Here is a 15,467-nt window from a genome sequence, read left to right on the forward strand (position 1 = left end):
TTAAAAACAGGTTGACCGAGACGAAGGTGATAAAAATGAGTGAACAGGATCATCCCCTTAATACGAATAAGCGCGAGCTGAAAACCTATCAGGAAGCCCGGCTGCAAAATACCGAAAATCTCCGCAGGCTCGTCGTAGACGCTGCGGCTACTATTTTGCAGGAGGAAGGCCCTGAAGCAGTTAGCGTTCGTAAAGTATCACAGAAAATGGGCTGCTCCACCAAAATTATTTACAGCTTGTTTGTCAATAAAGAAGGGCTTGCGCAGCAGCTGTATCTCGATGGCTGCAAAATCATGGCTCGCGAGTTTGAGGCAACGCCTGCACTCGCCGATCCGAGGGAGCATTTGCTCGCTTTGGGCGAAACCTACTGGCAGTTTGCACAGCGCTACACCAGCTATTACAAGCTGATGTTTGGCGGAGCATTCGGCGATTTCAAGCCAGATGATGAAAGCCTGCAGGGCACGGTGACGGCTATGCGGCAGCTGATCTATGTAATCGGCAGCGCCCAGCAGCAGGGTCTCCTGTCAGCGGCGTCCCCGACGGATACGGTAGAAATTGTTCGCCTCGTCTGGGGCGCCCTCCACGGCGTCATCCATCTGCAAATGGGCGGGCATTTTGGCGATGTCCCATCCGCCTATGCCACCTATCAGCAAACGCTCTCCTTATTATCGAGCACCTTGTTTGCTAAGCAGGAAGGCAAAACTTAAACGCCTAGCGTCAGCTTCTAGCGATCCGTCAAGCTGCAAGTCGATTAAGCAGACCGCTTAATCCCAGTATAAAAAAGTCGCCAGTCCTCTAAATAGGGGGACTGGCGGCTTTTCATCTTTTATTTTTGATTCGCCGTCATGACGCTGACGATTTTCTCCAATTGAAGCTCCAGAGAATACGGATCTTCCATAACGAACTCATCGCCATTTTCGCCAAAGGTGCCGTATTTATATACTTGGCCCTTTTGCACGGCAGGCAACTGCTTCCACAGCTCGCTGTTCAATACTCCCTCGCTTCCTTCGTCCTCTGCCCCGTATAAGAAGATATGATCGCCCGTATATTGCGACAAAACCTCCAATGAAATACTAGCAAAGCCATCCTTCATATCTTTCGCTTGCTGGGTTGGCGGCAGCTCCAGCATTTGATAAATGGTCGAACTGCCATAATTGCCGCCCTCAGCCGCGATGACATACAAGGCTTTGTATCCGAATTGAACGATGGAGACCGTTTCGCCTTCCTTGACGATTCCGGCTATTTTCGCTTTTGCCTCTTCAACCTTTGTATCATACTCTGTGATCCACTGTTCGGCTTCCGTCTCCTTCCCGAATATTTTGCTGACGTTCCGGAATTTCTCCAGCGGTCCTGCTGTCTTCAGTTCTTCCCAATAAGGCAGAAACACCGTCGTGCCAACCTTCTCATATTGCTCAATATTTTCATCAATAGAACCAATGATTAGATCCGGCTCCAAATACGTCAGCTTCTCCAAATTCATTGGAAAACCGCCCAAATCCTCTATGCCATCCAGTACATCCTGCGAAATGCCGGAATTCCCAAGCCATGCCTCATTCAACATAAAACTTCTGACCCCAACTGGAATAATGCCCAGCTTCAACAGATGGCCCATATACTGATCGGCGGCAACCCGCTGCGGATTAGCAGGCACCTCTACATCACCTTTAGGCGTAGCTACGATCCGGGTCGCGGCTTGTGGCTCCGCTTGCTGAGCCGCAGGCGATGTCTCCGCATTCGCAGCACTAGCCGACTGGTTAGTCGCAGATCCCGAAGGGCTAACACTCGTATTTGCCGCTCCCCCGCATGCGCTTACGAGCAAGGTAAAGCACATCACTAAAGCCATAACTGCTATTTTCGTTCTTCTTTGCATCAATAACTCTCTCCCTGTCCGATAATGAAAATGATTTTCAGTATCATTATAGGGATAAAACGGAGGTTGCAGAACGGCAATTCCTTGCATCGATAAGGGCAAATCCCGACCTTTCCCTTCCATGCCATACTTCTCTCTATATCGAGCTGGAGAAATCCCCTTAAATTTTTTGAAGCTTCGGCTTAAAGAATGGGCATCTGGGAAGCCTACGTTTTCGGCAATTTCCTGCAGGGTCGCATCCGTCCGCAGCAGCAGCTGCGTCGTACGCTGGGTCCGGATCTGGCCTAAGTAATGCATAGGGCTGCTGCCTGTTTTATTTTTGAACAGTCTCGACAGATGCCCTTCGCTGCATTCCAATGCCACAGCGATCATATCCAGCGTAAGCGGCTTAGTGTAATGCTCATGAATATGGTGAATGGCCATCGCTGCTAGGTCCGGTCGAATCGGGTCCATTTCCTGCTGATGCCATTGCCAAAGCAGCTCATAGACGAACTGGTAAAAGCCTGCCTTCACCTGCAGCCTGCCCAGCCCCGTCTCCTGCCTCCACTCCTCATACAAACGCTCGACTTTATCGAATAAAGCAAGCGGCGCGCTAGGCTCAAACGCATATTGATAATGGAAAGGATTATCCTTCTCTATCCGCTTCGCTAGATCCTGTGCGCTCGGCAGCGCAAGCGTCGGCTTGTACAAAATCATATAATATTCCAGCTCATCCTCCGCCAAAATAGTCAAGCTCATGCCTTTGCCGCCATGAAAAATATGAAATCGCTTAGCCACATGCATTTGCCGGTCCAGCCAGATTTTCGCGTTTCCCCGCACCGTATACATAAACGCACTGGCTGGCAGCCGATAAGAGGAAAGCTCTTCCCCTTTGTCCATTGCCGAATAGCGAATATCAATTATTTTAATAAAAACATGATTCCATAGCCTTATATGTTCATTTAATTGCATACTGCCGCTTCACTCCCCTGTTGCAAACCCACCCGAACGTTTAAATTAGTTCCATTATAATTGATAATCATTCTTAGTGGCAACCAATTCAGGATACTTTAATGAGCAGTGTTCCGTATAAAAATCGTATACTTTCCTATATTAAAAAAACGCTCTGCTCTGAATGAATAGAGCAGAACGTTTTATTTCCAACATAGCCGTCTTACAGTTACTTGCTTGCCGTTGTCGCCAGCAAAGCGTTCGTAATGACATCCAACTGCGTATTCAACGAATAAAGATCGGTGTAATAAAACAAGCCGAAATCCGCATCGATGACATGCCCGGCCTTCACCGCAGGCAAGCTGCTCCAAACCGGATGTCCCGACAGATCATCCATCCCCTCCCAAGAGGAGCGTATCACATAATCGCCCGCAAATTGCGACAGCACTTCCATGGATACCATTTCGCTTTCTACCGTTTTCGTCTTCTCCAGCTTCTGCTGAATGATTTCCGGCGCTTTCATGCCTAAATAATCATACACAATTTGCGAGCCCCGACCATATTCCTTGCTTTCAATGATCAGCATTTCTTTCGTGCCGCCTTCGATAATCGTAATTGTCTTGTCCAGCAAGCCAGCCGAGCGAAGCTTTTCTTTGCTCTCTTCCACCTTGCTCTGGAAGCTATCCAGCAGCGCCTGCGCTTCCTTTTCCTTGCCAAACACTTCACCAAGCTTCGTAATCCGCTCTACTGTGGATACTTGATCAGCAGGAATGAGCACGGTTGGCGCAATATCCTTAAGCACCCTGTAATTATCCTCGGAATTGGCGATTATCAGATCCGGATCAAGCGCCATGACCGCCTCCGGGTTCGTTTCATTCCAGTGGCCCAGTGATTCCACACCTTCCAATTGCCCTGAGAAGGCTGCGCCATCATAAACTTCAGAAATGCCGATTGGCTTAATGCCAAGAGCAACTGCATCACCGAGCATATACAGCACAACGATACGCTTTGGCTCCGCTGGAACAACAACATCACCTTTTACCGTGGATATGGTCCGTGTACTCGCTTCACTAGCAGTATCGGCATTAGCCGCAGTAGTTGCGGTTACGTTCGTCGCAGTCTGGGATGTGTTTGAACCCGCATTGGTTCCTCCAGTAGAGCAAGCGCCAAGCACTAATGTCAAGCTAAGCAGCATGCTCAATACGAGTGCTGCATTTTTATTTCTTTTCATATCTGTAAACCCTCCGCCATAATATTGATAATGATTATCACCACCATCCATACTATAACGTTGCCGTTCGTACGATCCAATGGACAATTTGGCACTGCCCAATGGACTATCTTCCTTTATGCTGCCGCCTCGCTCCTTGGCTTGATAACGTGCTGGCGATAGACCCGTCTGCTTCTTAAATAAACGGCTGAAATAATATTCATCCGTATAGCCTACATAGGCTGCGATATCCCTAAGCGTCGCTCCCGACTCCAGCAGCAGCTTTTTCGCTTCCTTAATGCGAATTTGGATGAGATAATCAATCGGGCTTGCGCCCGTCTGCTTCTTGAATTTCATCGACAGATAACGCGGACTATAGTTAAAGCGATTGGCAAGCTCGTCCAGCGATATCCCTTCTTGATAATGCTCATGCAGAAAACGTATCGCCTGAGTGACAAGATCCGGCTCGCCGCTCGCCATCTCCGTTGTTTTCAGCTGGCCCAGCACCTCATGTACAAATTGGTAGAACAACCCCTTAATTTGCACGCTGCCGAGACTTCCGTCATTTCGGAGCGTCTGATTCATCGTTGACATCAGCACGAGCATCGCCAGCGGCTCATCGGGCTCAAACCCATATTGAATTTCAAAAGGGCTTCGGCGCTCCAGCAGCTGGCGAATTTCCCTCCAGCCCGAGAAAGCGAGCTTTGCCCGATAATACAGCAAATAAAATTCAAATTCTTCCTGCGCTTCGATTTCCAGCTGCATTCCCTTTGCGCCATGCAGCAAATAAAAACGCCGCGACTGATAAAAATGGCCGTCCAGACGCATATTCGCCGCTCCTTTTACCCCATACAAAAAACCGCTAGCCGGAAAACGATAATCACTCAGCCGTTCCCCAGCATTCATGACAATATGCCTAATATCAAATATTTTCACCGCCGTATGATTCCATACGGCTATATGTTCACCCAGTTTCATGCTGCTTCTCTCCTACTGTAGCTAAACCCCTTTTTCCCTATTATAAATGATAAAACTTCTCAATTAAAGTTAAAAAGAAGAGCATATGCCCAAATCGTATGCTCTTCTTTCATACTATTCCTCTAGTTTTATGTCGCGGTGCCTTTTATGATTATTTCAGCAGATTTCGTTGCGCCCTCGTTACAATACGCTTGGTTTGCTTCGAATCTGACTGCTCCTGCCAACGCTTGCATACCTGAAGCACCCAATCCGGATTCGTTTTGCCGGCATCATTCAGCCAGTTGCCCACAGAGTCCTGCACATATTTTGCCTCGTCGGAACAAACCGCTTCCAATAGCGGCAAAGCAGGAGCAGGATCTTCCTTTAAAGCCGCAATATGCTTGGCCCATACGCCTACCGGACGCGTAGCTTCAATAGCAAACCGCCGAATATTGGCATCAGCATCGATTACCCAGCTTGCGAAATAAACCAATGCTTCTCTTAATTCGCTAATAATGGGCTCCCTTACAGCCATCCAGGCTATTTCACGCACGCCAAAATGATGATCTGCCGCAAACGGGCGAATGCCCGCCAATCTCTGCTCCAAGCTCAATCGGGCATCGAGCCCGATCATGTATGCGGCCCAGCAGCGGACACTATCCGAGCGGTGGCCCGCCAGCGCCTCATAAAGGCCCGATCGCTCCGCAGCACTTTTGCCTTCCAACCATGCGAGCCACTCTCCAGCAATGGCCGGAATGATCTTCATAATTTTACGCTCGCTGAATGCGTCCATACTCAGCAGCATGGGCTCAGCATCCTGTCCAAGGCTCAGCCCACCTGTTACGGCCCGCAGCAGCGATTTATGGTCAACAGCCAGCCATTCGGTCAAATTGGCGCTTTCAAGCTTGCCCTCATTCAGCAGACTGGCAACCTTGGGTGGAATATCATCTATTTTTCTAGCTCCTTTACGGTGCAAAATAACATCCGGTATCAACATTTCGGTATCCATGAAACTCTCCCTTTCCTTTTTAAAAATAGCAGCATGCCAGCACGCATCGCCGGGCAATAGCCGATAATGCCTTCCAAGCAAGCTGCTATTTATAAAATACGCGATAAGGGAGCGTAAAAGCTGTAAGGCAGCTTACAGCTTTTGTTTTGTTTCGTTTTGTTTTGCAGCTAAGTTGCCAGGCGCTCCAAAAGCTTACCTTGGTGGATGCAAATGGTTCTAAATCCGGTACTGATTAAGCCTTCTTTAACGAGCTCTTGAAGGGCGATCGTTACAGATTCCCGGCTCGCGCCAACGAGATGGGCAATTTCCTGATGTGAGAGCGGAAAGTTTATTTTATCGAATTCGCCCGCGCTAGTAAGTCCAAAGTCCTTGCCGAGCCGCATAAGCGCATGTAAAATTTTATCATGCAGGTTTCCGAGCGCCAAATGCTCCGTCAACTGGCTCATGCCGTTCAAGCGGTCGCTTAATACCTCAAGCAAAGACAGCATGAACCGGGGCCGATGCAGCAGAAAATTTTCAAAGCGCTTCGGGTCCATCAAGCAAATATCGCTATCTTCGGCTGCTTCAATGTAATGGTTCCGCGTTCCAAACGAAATCATCGCCATTTCCCCGAATACATTGCCTTCGCTCAAAATATCCGAAGTGAACTGCTTGCCCTCCGCGCTAAGCTTATACAAGCGCACCTTGCCCTTTTTCACAAAATAAAGTCCTTCGGCAAATGACGCCGGCGTCTGAATAAAGGTATTTTTCGAAAAAGGCGTAATGACGGTTAGCTCCTCCATCTCGATTAAATCTTCCATCGACAACGAATGAAGCAAATTAAATTGCGACAAATATTGAATTTTATCCTGCTTTTTTATATCATACGAATGGCTTTCCGCTTCGCTCAACGTTCCAAGAATAAAAATTTGCAAGGTCATTGCATCGCCTCCATAACTAGCTTAAAGGCCTGCTCGTTCATTCGCTCCAGCTTATCCGGATTGCGGATAATATAAATATTTTGCAGCAGCCCGTTTTTGATATGGAGGAATACGGCGGAGGTTACGCGCTCTTGCTGCTTGAACATGATGGCGGTCTGGCCGTTCAGCTGCGTTATCTTGATGTCGAAGCCACCAACCTCTCCTTCGCTCGCCTTGCGAATGATGCCAAGCAGGAAACGGGCCACATGCTCGCTCGTCTGGATCGGACGAATAGCGGCACTCACCTTGCCGCCTCCATCGGATAGCAGTACAGCATCACTGGCAAGCATCGACAGCACGGTATCCACCTTACCCTCGGACAGAGCGGAGAGAAATTGCTGCGCCCACTCGTCACTAACCGCTCCTGCTCCCGCCAGCTCCTGCTCCGTAACACCCATTTTCCCCCGGGCTCGGCTAAGCAGCTTGCGGCAGTTCATTTCACTTTTGCCCGTAATTTCTGCAATAGCAGCGTAATCGAACGAAAGCGCCTCTCTTAGCACAAATACCGCCCGCTCGGCTTGCGATAGCCGCTCTAACAAGGCAAGCATCGCATAAGATAACAGATCACCACGCACGACAGCTTCAAATCCATCATCAGCGGTCATTTGCAGCGGCTCGGGCAGCCATGGCCCGATATACTGCTCCCGGCGTTTACGCGCCGATTTGAGCAGGTCATAACAATGATTTGTCATCATTTTGCATAAATACGCCTTAGGCTCCTGCAGCCGCTCCGGCTCCACCCGCTGAAGCTTAATAAATACGTCCTGCACAGCGTCCTCGGCGTCAGATACCGAACCGGTGAGCTGGTACGCCAGCCGGAATAGAAGATTTTTGTACCGTTCATATAGCTCAGTCACTTCGCATGCCCCCATCTATGCTTACTGGCATTTCTTGTTACGATCGATCATATCAAGCTTCCTATTAGGCGTCCATATGCTTTATTAAGCAGGCACTTTATCTCCTTTTGATCCCTTTGACCATAGAACGAGCAGAGGCTGTTTTTTGTGACATTTCGTGTTGATTTGAATTTTTTCAGGAAATCACTTATACTTAGCAATACGTTTAAACAATTAAACCATATAGCGGAGTGAAGCCATGAGCGAATTTATCGGCAATCAGAAGGCGATTCACATTTTTGAAAGTTTAAGCCCTTATTTTCAAGGCCTGGGGGACCCCGTTCGCCAGCAAATTATATCGCTGCTTATCGACAAAGACAGCATGAATGTAACGCAAATTGCCGAGCATATTCCGATGTCGCGGCCTACCGTTTCCCATCATCTGAAAATATTGCGCCAGGCAGGGCTGCTTACCGTTCAGAAAAAAGGAACTGAAATGTACTACCGGCTTGAATTCAATGACGCTATTGCGCTGATGAAACAGCTTGTCCAATTCGTGGAAGAGGAATGCCAATGCTAGTGCCAATATCCAGGCTAGCATGCTGACATTCCTTTTTCAAACGGCTATATGTCGAAAAACTTAAACGTATAAACATTTAATCGGAGGTCTACTTTATGTATAAAAACAAGGTTCTTATTGTTGGAGGATATGGCGAAGTTGGCAGACAGATCGCCCACATTTTACTTGATCGGCATGCGGATTTGGAAATTATTTTGGGAGGAAGGTCGCCGGGGAAAGCCGCCGCCTTTGAGTCTGAACGAGTACATACTGCGGTTGTAGATACGAATGCGGAAGATCCGCTGCAGCATACAGGCGAGCATATCTCGCTCATCATTAGCGCTGTCAACGATTTGCAGGATAAGCTGCTTCTAGCTGCCGTGAGAAGAAAAATCCCATTCATTGACGTGACGCGCTGGACGGAGTTATTCGAGCAGGCTGCTGCTAAATTGAGAAAGGTAGAGCTCCATGCTCCTGTCGTGCTGTCTTCCGGCTGGATGGCGGGAACAGCTTCTCTATTCGCTATGATGCATGCCGATGCCCTCAAGAACGTAGCTGTCGATATCCATGCTCTATACTCCCTGCAGGATAAAGCGGGCCCAGATTCTACCGCCTACATGGATCGGATGACGATCCCATTTCATATTACGGAAGCGGGAAAAAGCCGCCTAGTACATCCGATGACCGATCCGGTAAAGGTCCAATTTCCCAATGGCTATGAGGCAAAATGCTATCGACTCGACACTCCCGATCATGTGACACTGCTTAAGGCCGGCCATATTGACACTGCCAGCTTCCGCATCACCTTCGACAGCAAGGCAACCACCTCTTTGCTCGTGGGACTCGTTAACAGCGGGATATGGAAAATGATCAGCGGGAAAAGGTTCCGATCGTTCAGGCAGCGCCTGCTCTACAATCCAGGTACCGGCAGCGCCCATCATGTGCTTATTCACCTTAAGGGAAATGACCATAATGGCCGCTCGGTCGAGCGGCGAATCGCCATTTCGGACCCGCTCGGCCAGACTCACCTTACCGCCCTCGGAGCGGCTGTCCAAGCCGAGAAATTGCTGCTAAGGCCTGACAACGAACCGCTCGCTCCCGGCGTTTATTATCCAGAAGAGCTGCCGGATTCGCGGATGGACGCAGCTGCGATTATCGGCTTTTTCAAACAATATGGCGTGCTTGTCTCCTACTAAATTAGAGCGTCATGAAGCCGCTGTACCCGCTAAACCGAACCTATCCCCGTGTCCGCATTCTCAAAATTTCGCTTATTAATCAACAATGCCACCACGCTGCATCCCTGCCACTGGAAAGCTAACGATCGTTAGCTTTCCAGTGGCAAAAAAAAGGCCGTGCCTTAGCGACAGGATGTCAGCTTTGGACATAGCCTCGTTGTAATTCAACTAAACATTAAACCGGTTAAGCATCGTTTTTAGCTCATCCGCTGTGCGTGTCAGTTGTTCCACAGAGCTGTTTATTTCCATAATGGAGGCAAGCTGCTCTTCCGACATTGCGGCAATCGTCTCAAAGCTTTGGGATGAGTTTTTGCCGATTTGCACACTTTCTTTAATCTCGGATTCCACACGCTCCGTATTTGCATTTAACCGGTCGGCGGCGGCGGCAATCCTCTCCATATGAATGGATACGTCCGTCGTTGTCGTCACTAGCGTCTGGAATAAAACGCCAACCTTCCCCACTTGCTCCAAACCAAGCGCAACCTCACCTGTGCCTTTGTCCATTGTCCCCACTGCATGGGTAGTGTCAGCTTGTACCTGATGAATGAGATTCGCAATCTGATTGGAGGATTCTGTAGATTTCTCCGCAAGCTTGCGAATTTCTTCCGCCACTACCGCAAACCCTTTTCCATGAACTCCCGCTCTGACAGCCTCGATTGAAGCGTTGAGCGCCAGAATGTTTGTTTGGGAAGCAATTGATGTAATGACGGACGTAATGTCGCCAATCTCCTCCGAACGCTCGCCCAATTGCTTAATGACTGCTGCGGCTTCTTTAACCGTCTGTTGGATGGAGTCCATCTGATTGGCCAAGCCACCAACGGCTTCATTGCCTGTTTTTGCTCCTTGGGAAGCCTCTGCGGCTATGCCGGAGGTTTGATTGGATGTATTCAAAATGCCATATACCCCTTCACCAATTTCACCAATTAACCCCAAATTCCTTTCATATCCCATCATTTGGCCCTGCAATCCGACATTTGCTTGCTGAATATTGGTAGTGGTTTGCTGAACGGTAGATGATATTTGATCCAGATTGCCCAATAGATGCGACGATGAGCTGGCAACAATCTGTCCCTTATCCAAAATAGAAATGATCAGCCCTTGCAGATTTTCAAGCATCCCGTTAAAACTTCTGGAAAGCTCGCCGATTTCATCCTTCGTTTCAAATGTCAGCCTGGAGGACAAGTCGCCTTCGCTGGCGGAGAGCCCTTGCAGCTTTTCGTTCATGACGGAAAGCGGCTTTAACGTTTTGCGCATGACCGTATAGATGATTGCTGCGGAAACCAGAAGGCACACGATTGTTACAAAAATCGAAAACCGCAACAAGGCGTTGGCTTCAGCATAGGCTTCACTTTTGGGAACCAAAATCGCTATGCCCCAATCCATCATGCCAGATTTCCCATAAACGATCATATGCTCCGAGCCGTTAATGACGGCTTCAGCCAAACCCGCGTCGCCATTCGTGCTGTTCGTTACAATTTTATTTAGCGTCTCATTCTCGTAATCGGCCATATTTTTCTGTAGGGTCTCTTCGGGTTTTTCACTGGCCACAACCGTGCCATCCTTTGTATAAACAATCGCATGACCGCTTTGTCCCAATTTCACTTTGGAGATGAGATCAATCAAGTCCTGAATAGGCTGACCTCCATTGCCGACTCCAACAATATTTCCTTGGTCGTCCCTTACAGGAGTAGCTGTAAGCACAATTGGAGTTCCCTCCACCCCGGGAGACTTTGAGCCTACCGGATCAATGGTGACGGTCTCACCGTTGATCGCCCTTTGAAAATGCGGGTAATCCTTTACACTAACCGTTGCTCCCGGCAAATAAAGCGTGCCGTCAGGGGCAATAAATGCAAATTCGTCCGGGTTATCAGTGATCTCCGTCATTCGGTTGCTATAAGCGAGAATTTCAGGAATATCTCTGTTCCTCACGTCATCGGACTGACTTAATGCCTCGTATTTGGCCTGTGTGCCCTGAATCCAAATATCGATGTAGTTCTGAACAACAGTCAGCTGCTGCTCCGCCTGCTTCTTAAAGTTTGCCTCCAATGTCGTTTTGGCCTTATCATAGCCAAGGAAAGACACACAGCTTAGCGATACTGTCATTAATAGAGTGGTAATCAGGCTGCTTTTGATGGTTAGTTTCATGGTAATCACTCATTTTCCCTCATAAATTTTTGAATACGAAAAAAATCCGGGCCGAATAGACTGGATTTGCGTACACGTACCCCTTCCTTATTCGGCGACCCGGCTAGCATCGCGCTTAGCTCATTAGATCCGAAGCTCTGCGTCCCCACCTTTCAGCGAGTTCGCCTTTACAGAAAAGAATATCGGTAAAATGACACTGAACTTTTATAGTTACACATTAATTATTTATTAGAACTCTTTAAAACTTACATTTTTATCCAAAAAATACAGTACTGATGAGCCAATGAAGGTTTTTTTTGCAATCAACGGGGAAATTGAAGGATATAGAGGAGCTTGAAAAAGTAAGATTAGAGGGGTAACGATGAAACCAGGTCGGGGGCTGGGGCTGGGGCACCCCAGGCACTGCGGACTCGATAACCATTAGGACGTTCTCTTTGACTGCCAAGCTTTAGAGCGTCATGAAGCCGCCATACCTGGCCAAATACTGTTCTTTTTCTTTATAATCCGGCATAAGACTGCCTACGCGCCGCCAAAAGGATCGGTCATGATTCATATGAAACAGATGGCAAAGCTCATGGATAATGACGTAATCAATCACATCAATTGGAGCCATCGCCAAACGATAGTTAAAGGTTAAATGCTTGCTGGAGCTGCAGCTTCCCCACTTCGTCGTGGACTCTACGATCTCAACCGTTTTGGGCTTTATCCTCAGCTGCGCCTGATAAATAGGCAGACGTTCCCCTATTAATTTTTTGCAGCTTGAAAAATAAAACTTCTTGAGGTTTTTCCGAAGCTCCTCCTCAGTTAAGCCATCTGTATTGATTAATTCATGCAGCAAATGCTCTTTGCCAAGGTAGAGAAATTTCTCTGTATCTTGGTATTGCTTCGTTTGCGGCGCTTTAGTAGCCTCCGCAAGATGCTGCGTTTGCTGCAAAATCCATTTCCCATGCCGCTCGACAGCTCGTTTAATGACCTCTTCACTTGCCGCTTTCGGCGCTTTTACCGTAATGAAGCCTGATGGCTCGATTTGAATCGATATTTTCTTTTCACGATTGCCATATTGAACATGAAACGATATCGTTTGATTTTCAAATTCAATGTTCATCGGCTAGTTATAGGTCATCCAGGCTGTTGTGCCGAGCACTTCAAAGTCTTGCTTAAACCAGAAGTTGCGCGTTTTATCCAGTGTGTACACATACATTCTCTGTTTCGGATATTTCGCTTTAAGCCAGTTGATAAAGGATGCCGCTTGCCCTTTGCCTTCATATTCCTTCAGCACATCCAGCGCTTCTATAAAAACAAAATCCTTTTTATTTTTAATGTCGATATAAAAGTCCTTTTCCAAATATTTTTCGTCATCGCTAAAATAATCCTTTTCCGCTTTTTCGATGAGCTGCTTGCCGCTTGCATATTCCCAAATGACGCCATAGCCAACCATCGTCTCTTTGTCTTCAATCACATAAATGTTTTCCGGCAGCTCCGATGGGTCCTTCTTGCTCAATTCGCTTGCATGGTAGGTCGTCGTAATCTCGCCGAGTGCGTTCTGCATTTCTTTATCAAATGGTTTGGCTGTAATGCTAGACATGATTTTAATCTCCTTTTTGTCTGGAAGCTTATCTTCTAGTCGCTCTGACTCGTGACCGTTATCATACCATAATCGATGAATTAAAAAATAATAAAAACGATTTGACAACCGAAATCCATCACGATATATTTAATTAGACATCTAACTATTAGATTTCTAATTCATTTTAACAGAAGGTGATAAGCATGCAGCAAGACCGCAACCTGCAGCATAAATTTCGTATGATCGGACTAATGATGAAGCTCAACGTCAATAAGAAGTTAGAGGCGTACGGGCTAACGGTAGAGCAAGGGCATGCCATTCGGTATATTAATGAACATGAAGAAGGGGGACTTTCCCAGAAGGATCTAGAAATCACCTTTAACCGTAAAGGCTCCTCTATCAGCAGTCTGGTCAACAATTTGGAGAAGAAAGGCCTTATTGTTCGCAGGTCTGATCCGAAGGATGAGCGCCGCAACCTATTGCGTGCAACCCCAGCTGCGAAAGAGCTTCTTGGCTCATTCAATCAATATTTTGAAGATTTTGAACTTACGCTGCTGGAAGGCTTCACCGACGATGAAACCAACTTACTGTTCAGGTTCCTTGCACGCATCGAAGCCAATATCGATGAAGATACAGCGAACTCTTTTGAGCGTAGATAGTAATTTTCACAACTCTCGTAACCCCCTCCTACGCATGAAGGGAAGGGGTTATGATCCTTATATAGTTAGAACTCTAAGTAATTAACTACAAACCATACATGAGAAAGTGGTGACCCACATGGATGCTGAAAACCTCCATTATTTTGAAAAAGCACCGATTTATAAAGCTATCGCTCATTTCGCCGTTCCTATGATGCTCGGCATGTCGATGAGTGTTATTTACTCCATTCTTAACGCATATTTCCTTGGCACCCTGCACAATACCGAAATGCTAACGGCGCTAGCGCTTACCCTACCATTGTTCGCAGCTTTTATGGCGCTGGGTAATCTAATTGGCATAGGCGCAGGTACATTCATCTCCAGATTATTAGGTGAAAAAAGCTATGATGTGGTGAAGCATGTATCCTCCTTCTCCTTCTACACAAGTCTTGTCCTCGGTTTATTGTTGATGATTGTGGGACTACCACTTATTGACCAAATTGTTCATGGGCTCGGGGCAACGGCTAGCTCCTTCGCATTCACAAAAGACTATGTCACCATGATGCTCATTGGTTCGCCGTTTGTCGTCTTATTTTTCTCCTTGGAGAACATTGTCCGCTCCGAAGGGGCCGCAATGACCTCCATGATTGGGATGATTCTAAGCGTTATCGTTAATATTATTCTTGATGCAATCGTTATTTTTGTATTACACGGGGATGTGATGGGAGTTGCAGCAGCAACGGTCATTTCCAACGCAGCAGCAAGTATCTTTTTCGCTATCTATATAGGGAGAAAAAGCAAGTTCCTCAGCATATCGTTGAAATGGTTCAAAGCATCTAAAGAAATTACGAGTAACATTTTCAAAATTGGCACACCCGTATTTATTATGAGCATGTTCCTAGGTGCAATGGGACTGATTTTCAACCACTACCTTATTGAATATGGGAATCAAGCCGTTGCTGGATTTGGCATTTCATCACGACTGCTGCAATTTCCTGAAGTTATCCTGATGGGGCTATGTGAAGGGGTTGTACCACTCATCGCCTTTTCCTTCACGGCCAATAAGCTGCGGATGAAAAAAACGATCAGCTTTACGATTAAGATGGTTGCTGCTTTGGCTACGATCTTCGGTGTTATCGTGTATTTAACTTCGGATCATTTGATTGGCTTCTTCACGAACGATTCGCAATTAATTGAGTTAGGCAGCTATATTCTGCATGTCACATTTTTATCCTTGTTCATTTCGGGGACGACAACGCTCTTCACGGGCATTTTCCAAGCGACGGGTCAAGTAAAAGCGGCTTTCGTAATGGCCATCGTGCAAGGTGTGACGCTCATCCCTGTCTTGTATCTCGCTAATCGCATGAATGGCTTCCATGGTGTTGTCTGGTCGCTCGTTATAGCGGATGCTGTTGCCTTCCTCGTCGGGGCGCTCATGCTTTATGTGCTGCGTAATAAACTCCAGCCGGATTTAGAGCAATTGGCGCAATAAATATATTTTCTATACTGAACGGGTTTTCAGACACGCCCTAATCAAAAAAAGACACGGAAG

General features: G+C 47.2%; 13 protein-coding genes and 1 riboswitch. Of the genes, 5 read left to right on the plus strand and 8 right to left on the minus strand.

Features of this window, described 5'->3' with window-relative positions:
• Positions 1-35 precede the first annotated feature (35 nt).
• Complete coding sequence (locus ACSR9A_RS01335; RefSeq protein WP_473755222.1) at positions 36-707, plus strand: TetR/AcrR family transcriptional regulator; 672 nt, start codon at positions 36-38, stop codon at positions 705-707.
• 119 nt (positions 708-826) lie between these two features.
• Here the strand turns inward: ACSR9A_RS01335 and ACSR9A_RS01340 are convergent, their stop codons facing one another.
• From ACSR9A_RS01340 to ACSR9A_RS01360, 5 genes are all read right to left on the minus strand, one after another.
• Positions 827-2,821, minus strand: a complete 1,995-nt coding sequence (locus ACSR9A_RS01340; RefSeq protein ID WP_473755223.1) for an ABC transporter substrate-binding protein — start codon at positions 2,819-2,821, stop codon at positions 827-829.
• Between the two features lie 208 nt (positions 2,822-3,029).
• Positions 3,030-4,988: an AraC family transcriptional regulator gene (locus ACSR9A_RS01345; protein WP_473755224.1), complete on the minus strand. Its 1,959-nt coding sequence runs from the start codon at positions 4,986-4,988 to the stop codon at positions 3,030-3,032.
• A gap of 151 nt (positions 4,989-5,139) precedes the next feature.
• A complete protein-coding gene (locus tag ACSR9A_RS01350) occupies positions 5,140-5,976 on the minus strand; it encodes a DNA alkylation repair protein (RefSeq protein WP_473755225.1) in 837 nt (278 codons plus the stop codon).
• 167 nt (positions 5,977-6,143) lie between these two features.
• Positions 6,144-6,776 (minus strand): Crp/Fnr family transcriptional regulator, encoded by a 633-nt coding sequence (locus tag ACSR9A_RS01355; protein WP_473755341.1) that lies wholly within the window; start codon positions 6,774-6,776, stop codon positions 6,144-6,146.
• A 116-nt stretch (positions 6,777-6,892) separates the two neighbouring features.
• Positions 6,893-7,792, minus strand: a complete 900-nt coding sequence (locus ACSR9A_RS01360) for an RNA polymerase sigma-70 factor (RefSeq protein WP_473755226.1) — start codon at positions 7,790-7,792, stop codon at positions 6,893-6,895.
• A 238-nt stretch (positions 7,793-8,030) separates the two neighbouring features.
• Between ACSR9A_RS01360 and ACSR9A_RS01365 the strand changes: the two genes are divergently transcribed.
• Both ACSR9A_RS01365 and ACSR9A_RS01370 read left to right on the plus strand, forming a co-directional pair.
• Complete coding sequence (locus ACSR9A_RS01365; RefSeq protein ID WP_473755227.1) at positions 8,031-8,351, plus strand: ArsR/SmtB family transcription factor; 321 nt, start codon at positions 8,031-8,033, stop codon at positions 8,349-8,351.
• A gap of 95 nt (positions 8,352-8,446) precedes the next feature.
• Positions 8,447-9,526: a saccharopine dehydrogenase NADP-binding domain-containing protein gene (locus ACSR9A_RS01370; RefSeq protein WP_473755228.1), complete on the plus strand. Its 1,080-nt coding sequence runs from the start codon at positions 8,447-8,449 to the stop codon at positions 9,524-9,526.
• A gap of 207 nt (positions 9,527-9,733) precedes the next feature.
• Here ACSR9A_RS01370 and ACSR9A_RS01375 read toward each other — a convergent pair whose 3' ends face one another.
• The 3 genes from ACSR9A_RS01375 to ACSR9A_RS01385 all read right to left on the minus strand — a co-directional run bounded on the left by ACSR9A_RS01375 (position 9,734) and on the right by ACSR9A_RS01385 (position 13,295).
• The gene (locus ACSR9A_RS01375) at positions 9,734-11,710 is read right to left on the minus strand and encodes a methyl-accepting chemotaxis protein (RefSeq protein ID WP_473755343.1); all 1,977 of its coding nucleotides are present in this window, start codon (positions 11,708-11,710) and stop codon (positions 9,734-9,736) included.
• Between the two features lie 90 nt (positions 11,711-11,800).
• Positions 11,801-11,886, minus strand: a riboswitch (cyclic di-GMP riboswitch).
• Between the two features lie 272 nt (positions 11,887-12,158).
• Positions 12,159-12,815 carry a M48 family metallopeptidase gene (locus ACSR9A_RS01380; RefSeq protein WP_473755229.1) on the minus strand — a complete coding sequence of 219 codons (657 nt, stop codon included), beginning with the start codon at positions 12,813-12,815 and terminating at the stop codon, positions 12,159-12,161.
• A 3-nt stretch (positions 12,816-12,818) separates the two neighbouring features.
• The gene (locus ACSR9A_RS01385; RefSeq protein ID WP_473755230.1) at positions 12,819-13,295 is read right to left on the minus strand and encodes a GNAT family N-acetyltransferase; all 477 of its coding nucleotides are present in this window, start codon (positions 13,293-13,295) and stop codon (positions 12,819-12,821) included.
• A 185-nt stretch (positions 13,296-13,480) separates the two neighbouring features.
• Between ACSR9A_RS01385 and ACSR9A_RS01390 the strand changes: the two genes are divergently transcribed.
• Both ACSR9A_RS01390 and ACSR9A_RS01395 read left to right on the plus strand, forming a co-directional pair.
• The gene (locus ACSR9A_RS01390; protein ID WP_473755231.1) at positions 13,481-13,936 is read left to right on the plus strand and encodes a MarR family winged helix-turn-helix transcriptional regulator; all 456 of its coding nucleotides are present in this window, start codon (positions 13,481-13,483) and stop codon (positions 13,934-13,936) included.
• Positions 13,937-14,054: 118 nt separating this feature from the next.
• A complete protein-coding gene (locus ACSR9A_RS01395) occupies positions 14,055-15,407 on the plus strand; it encodes an MATE family efflux transporter (RefSeq protein ID WP_473755232.1) in 1,353 nt (450 codons plus the stop codon).
• The last annotated feature ends 60 nt before the right edge of the window (positions 15,408-15,467 follow it).

It is taken from the genome of Paenibacillus sp. R-74696 (genome assembly GCF_055814915.1).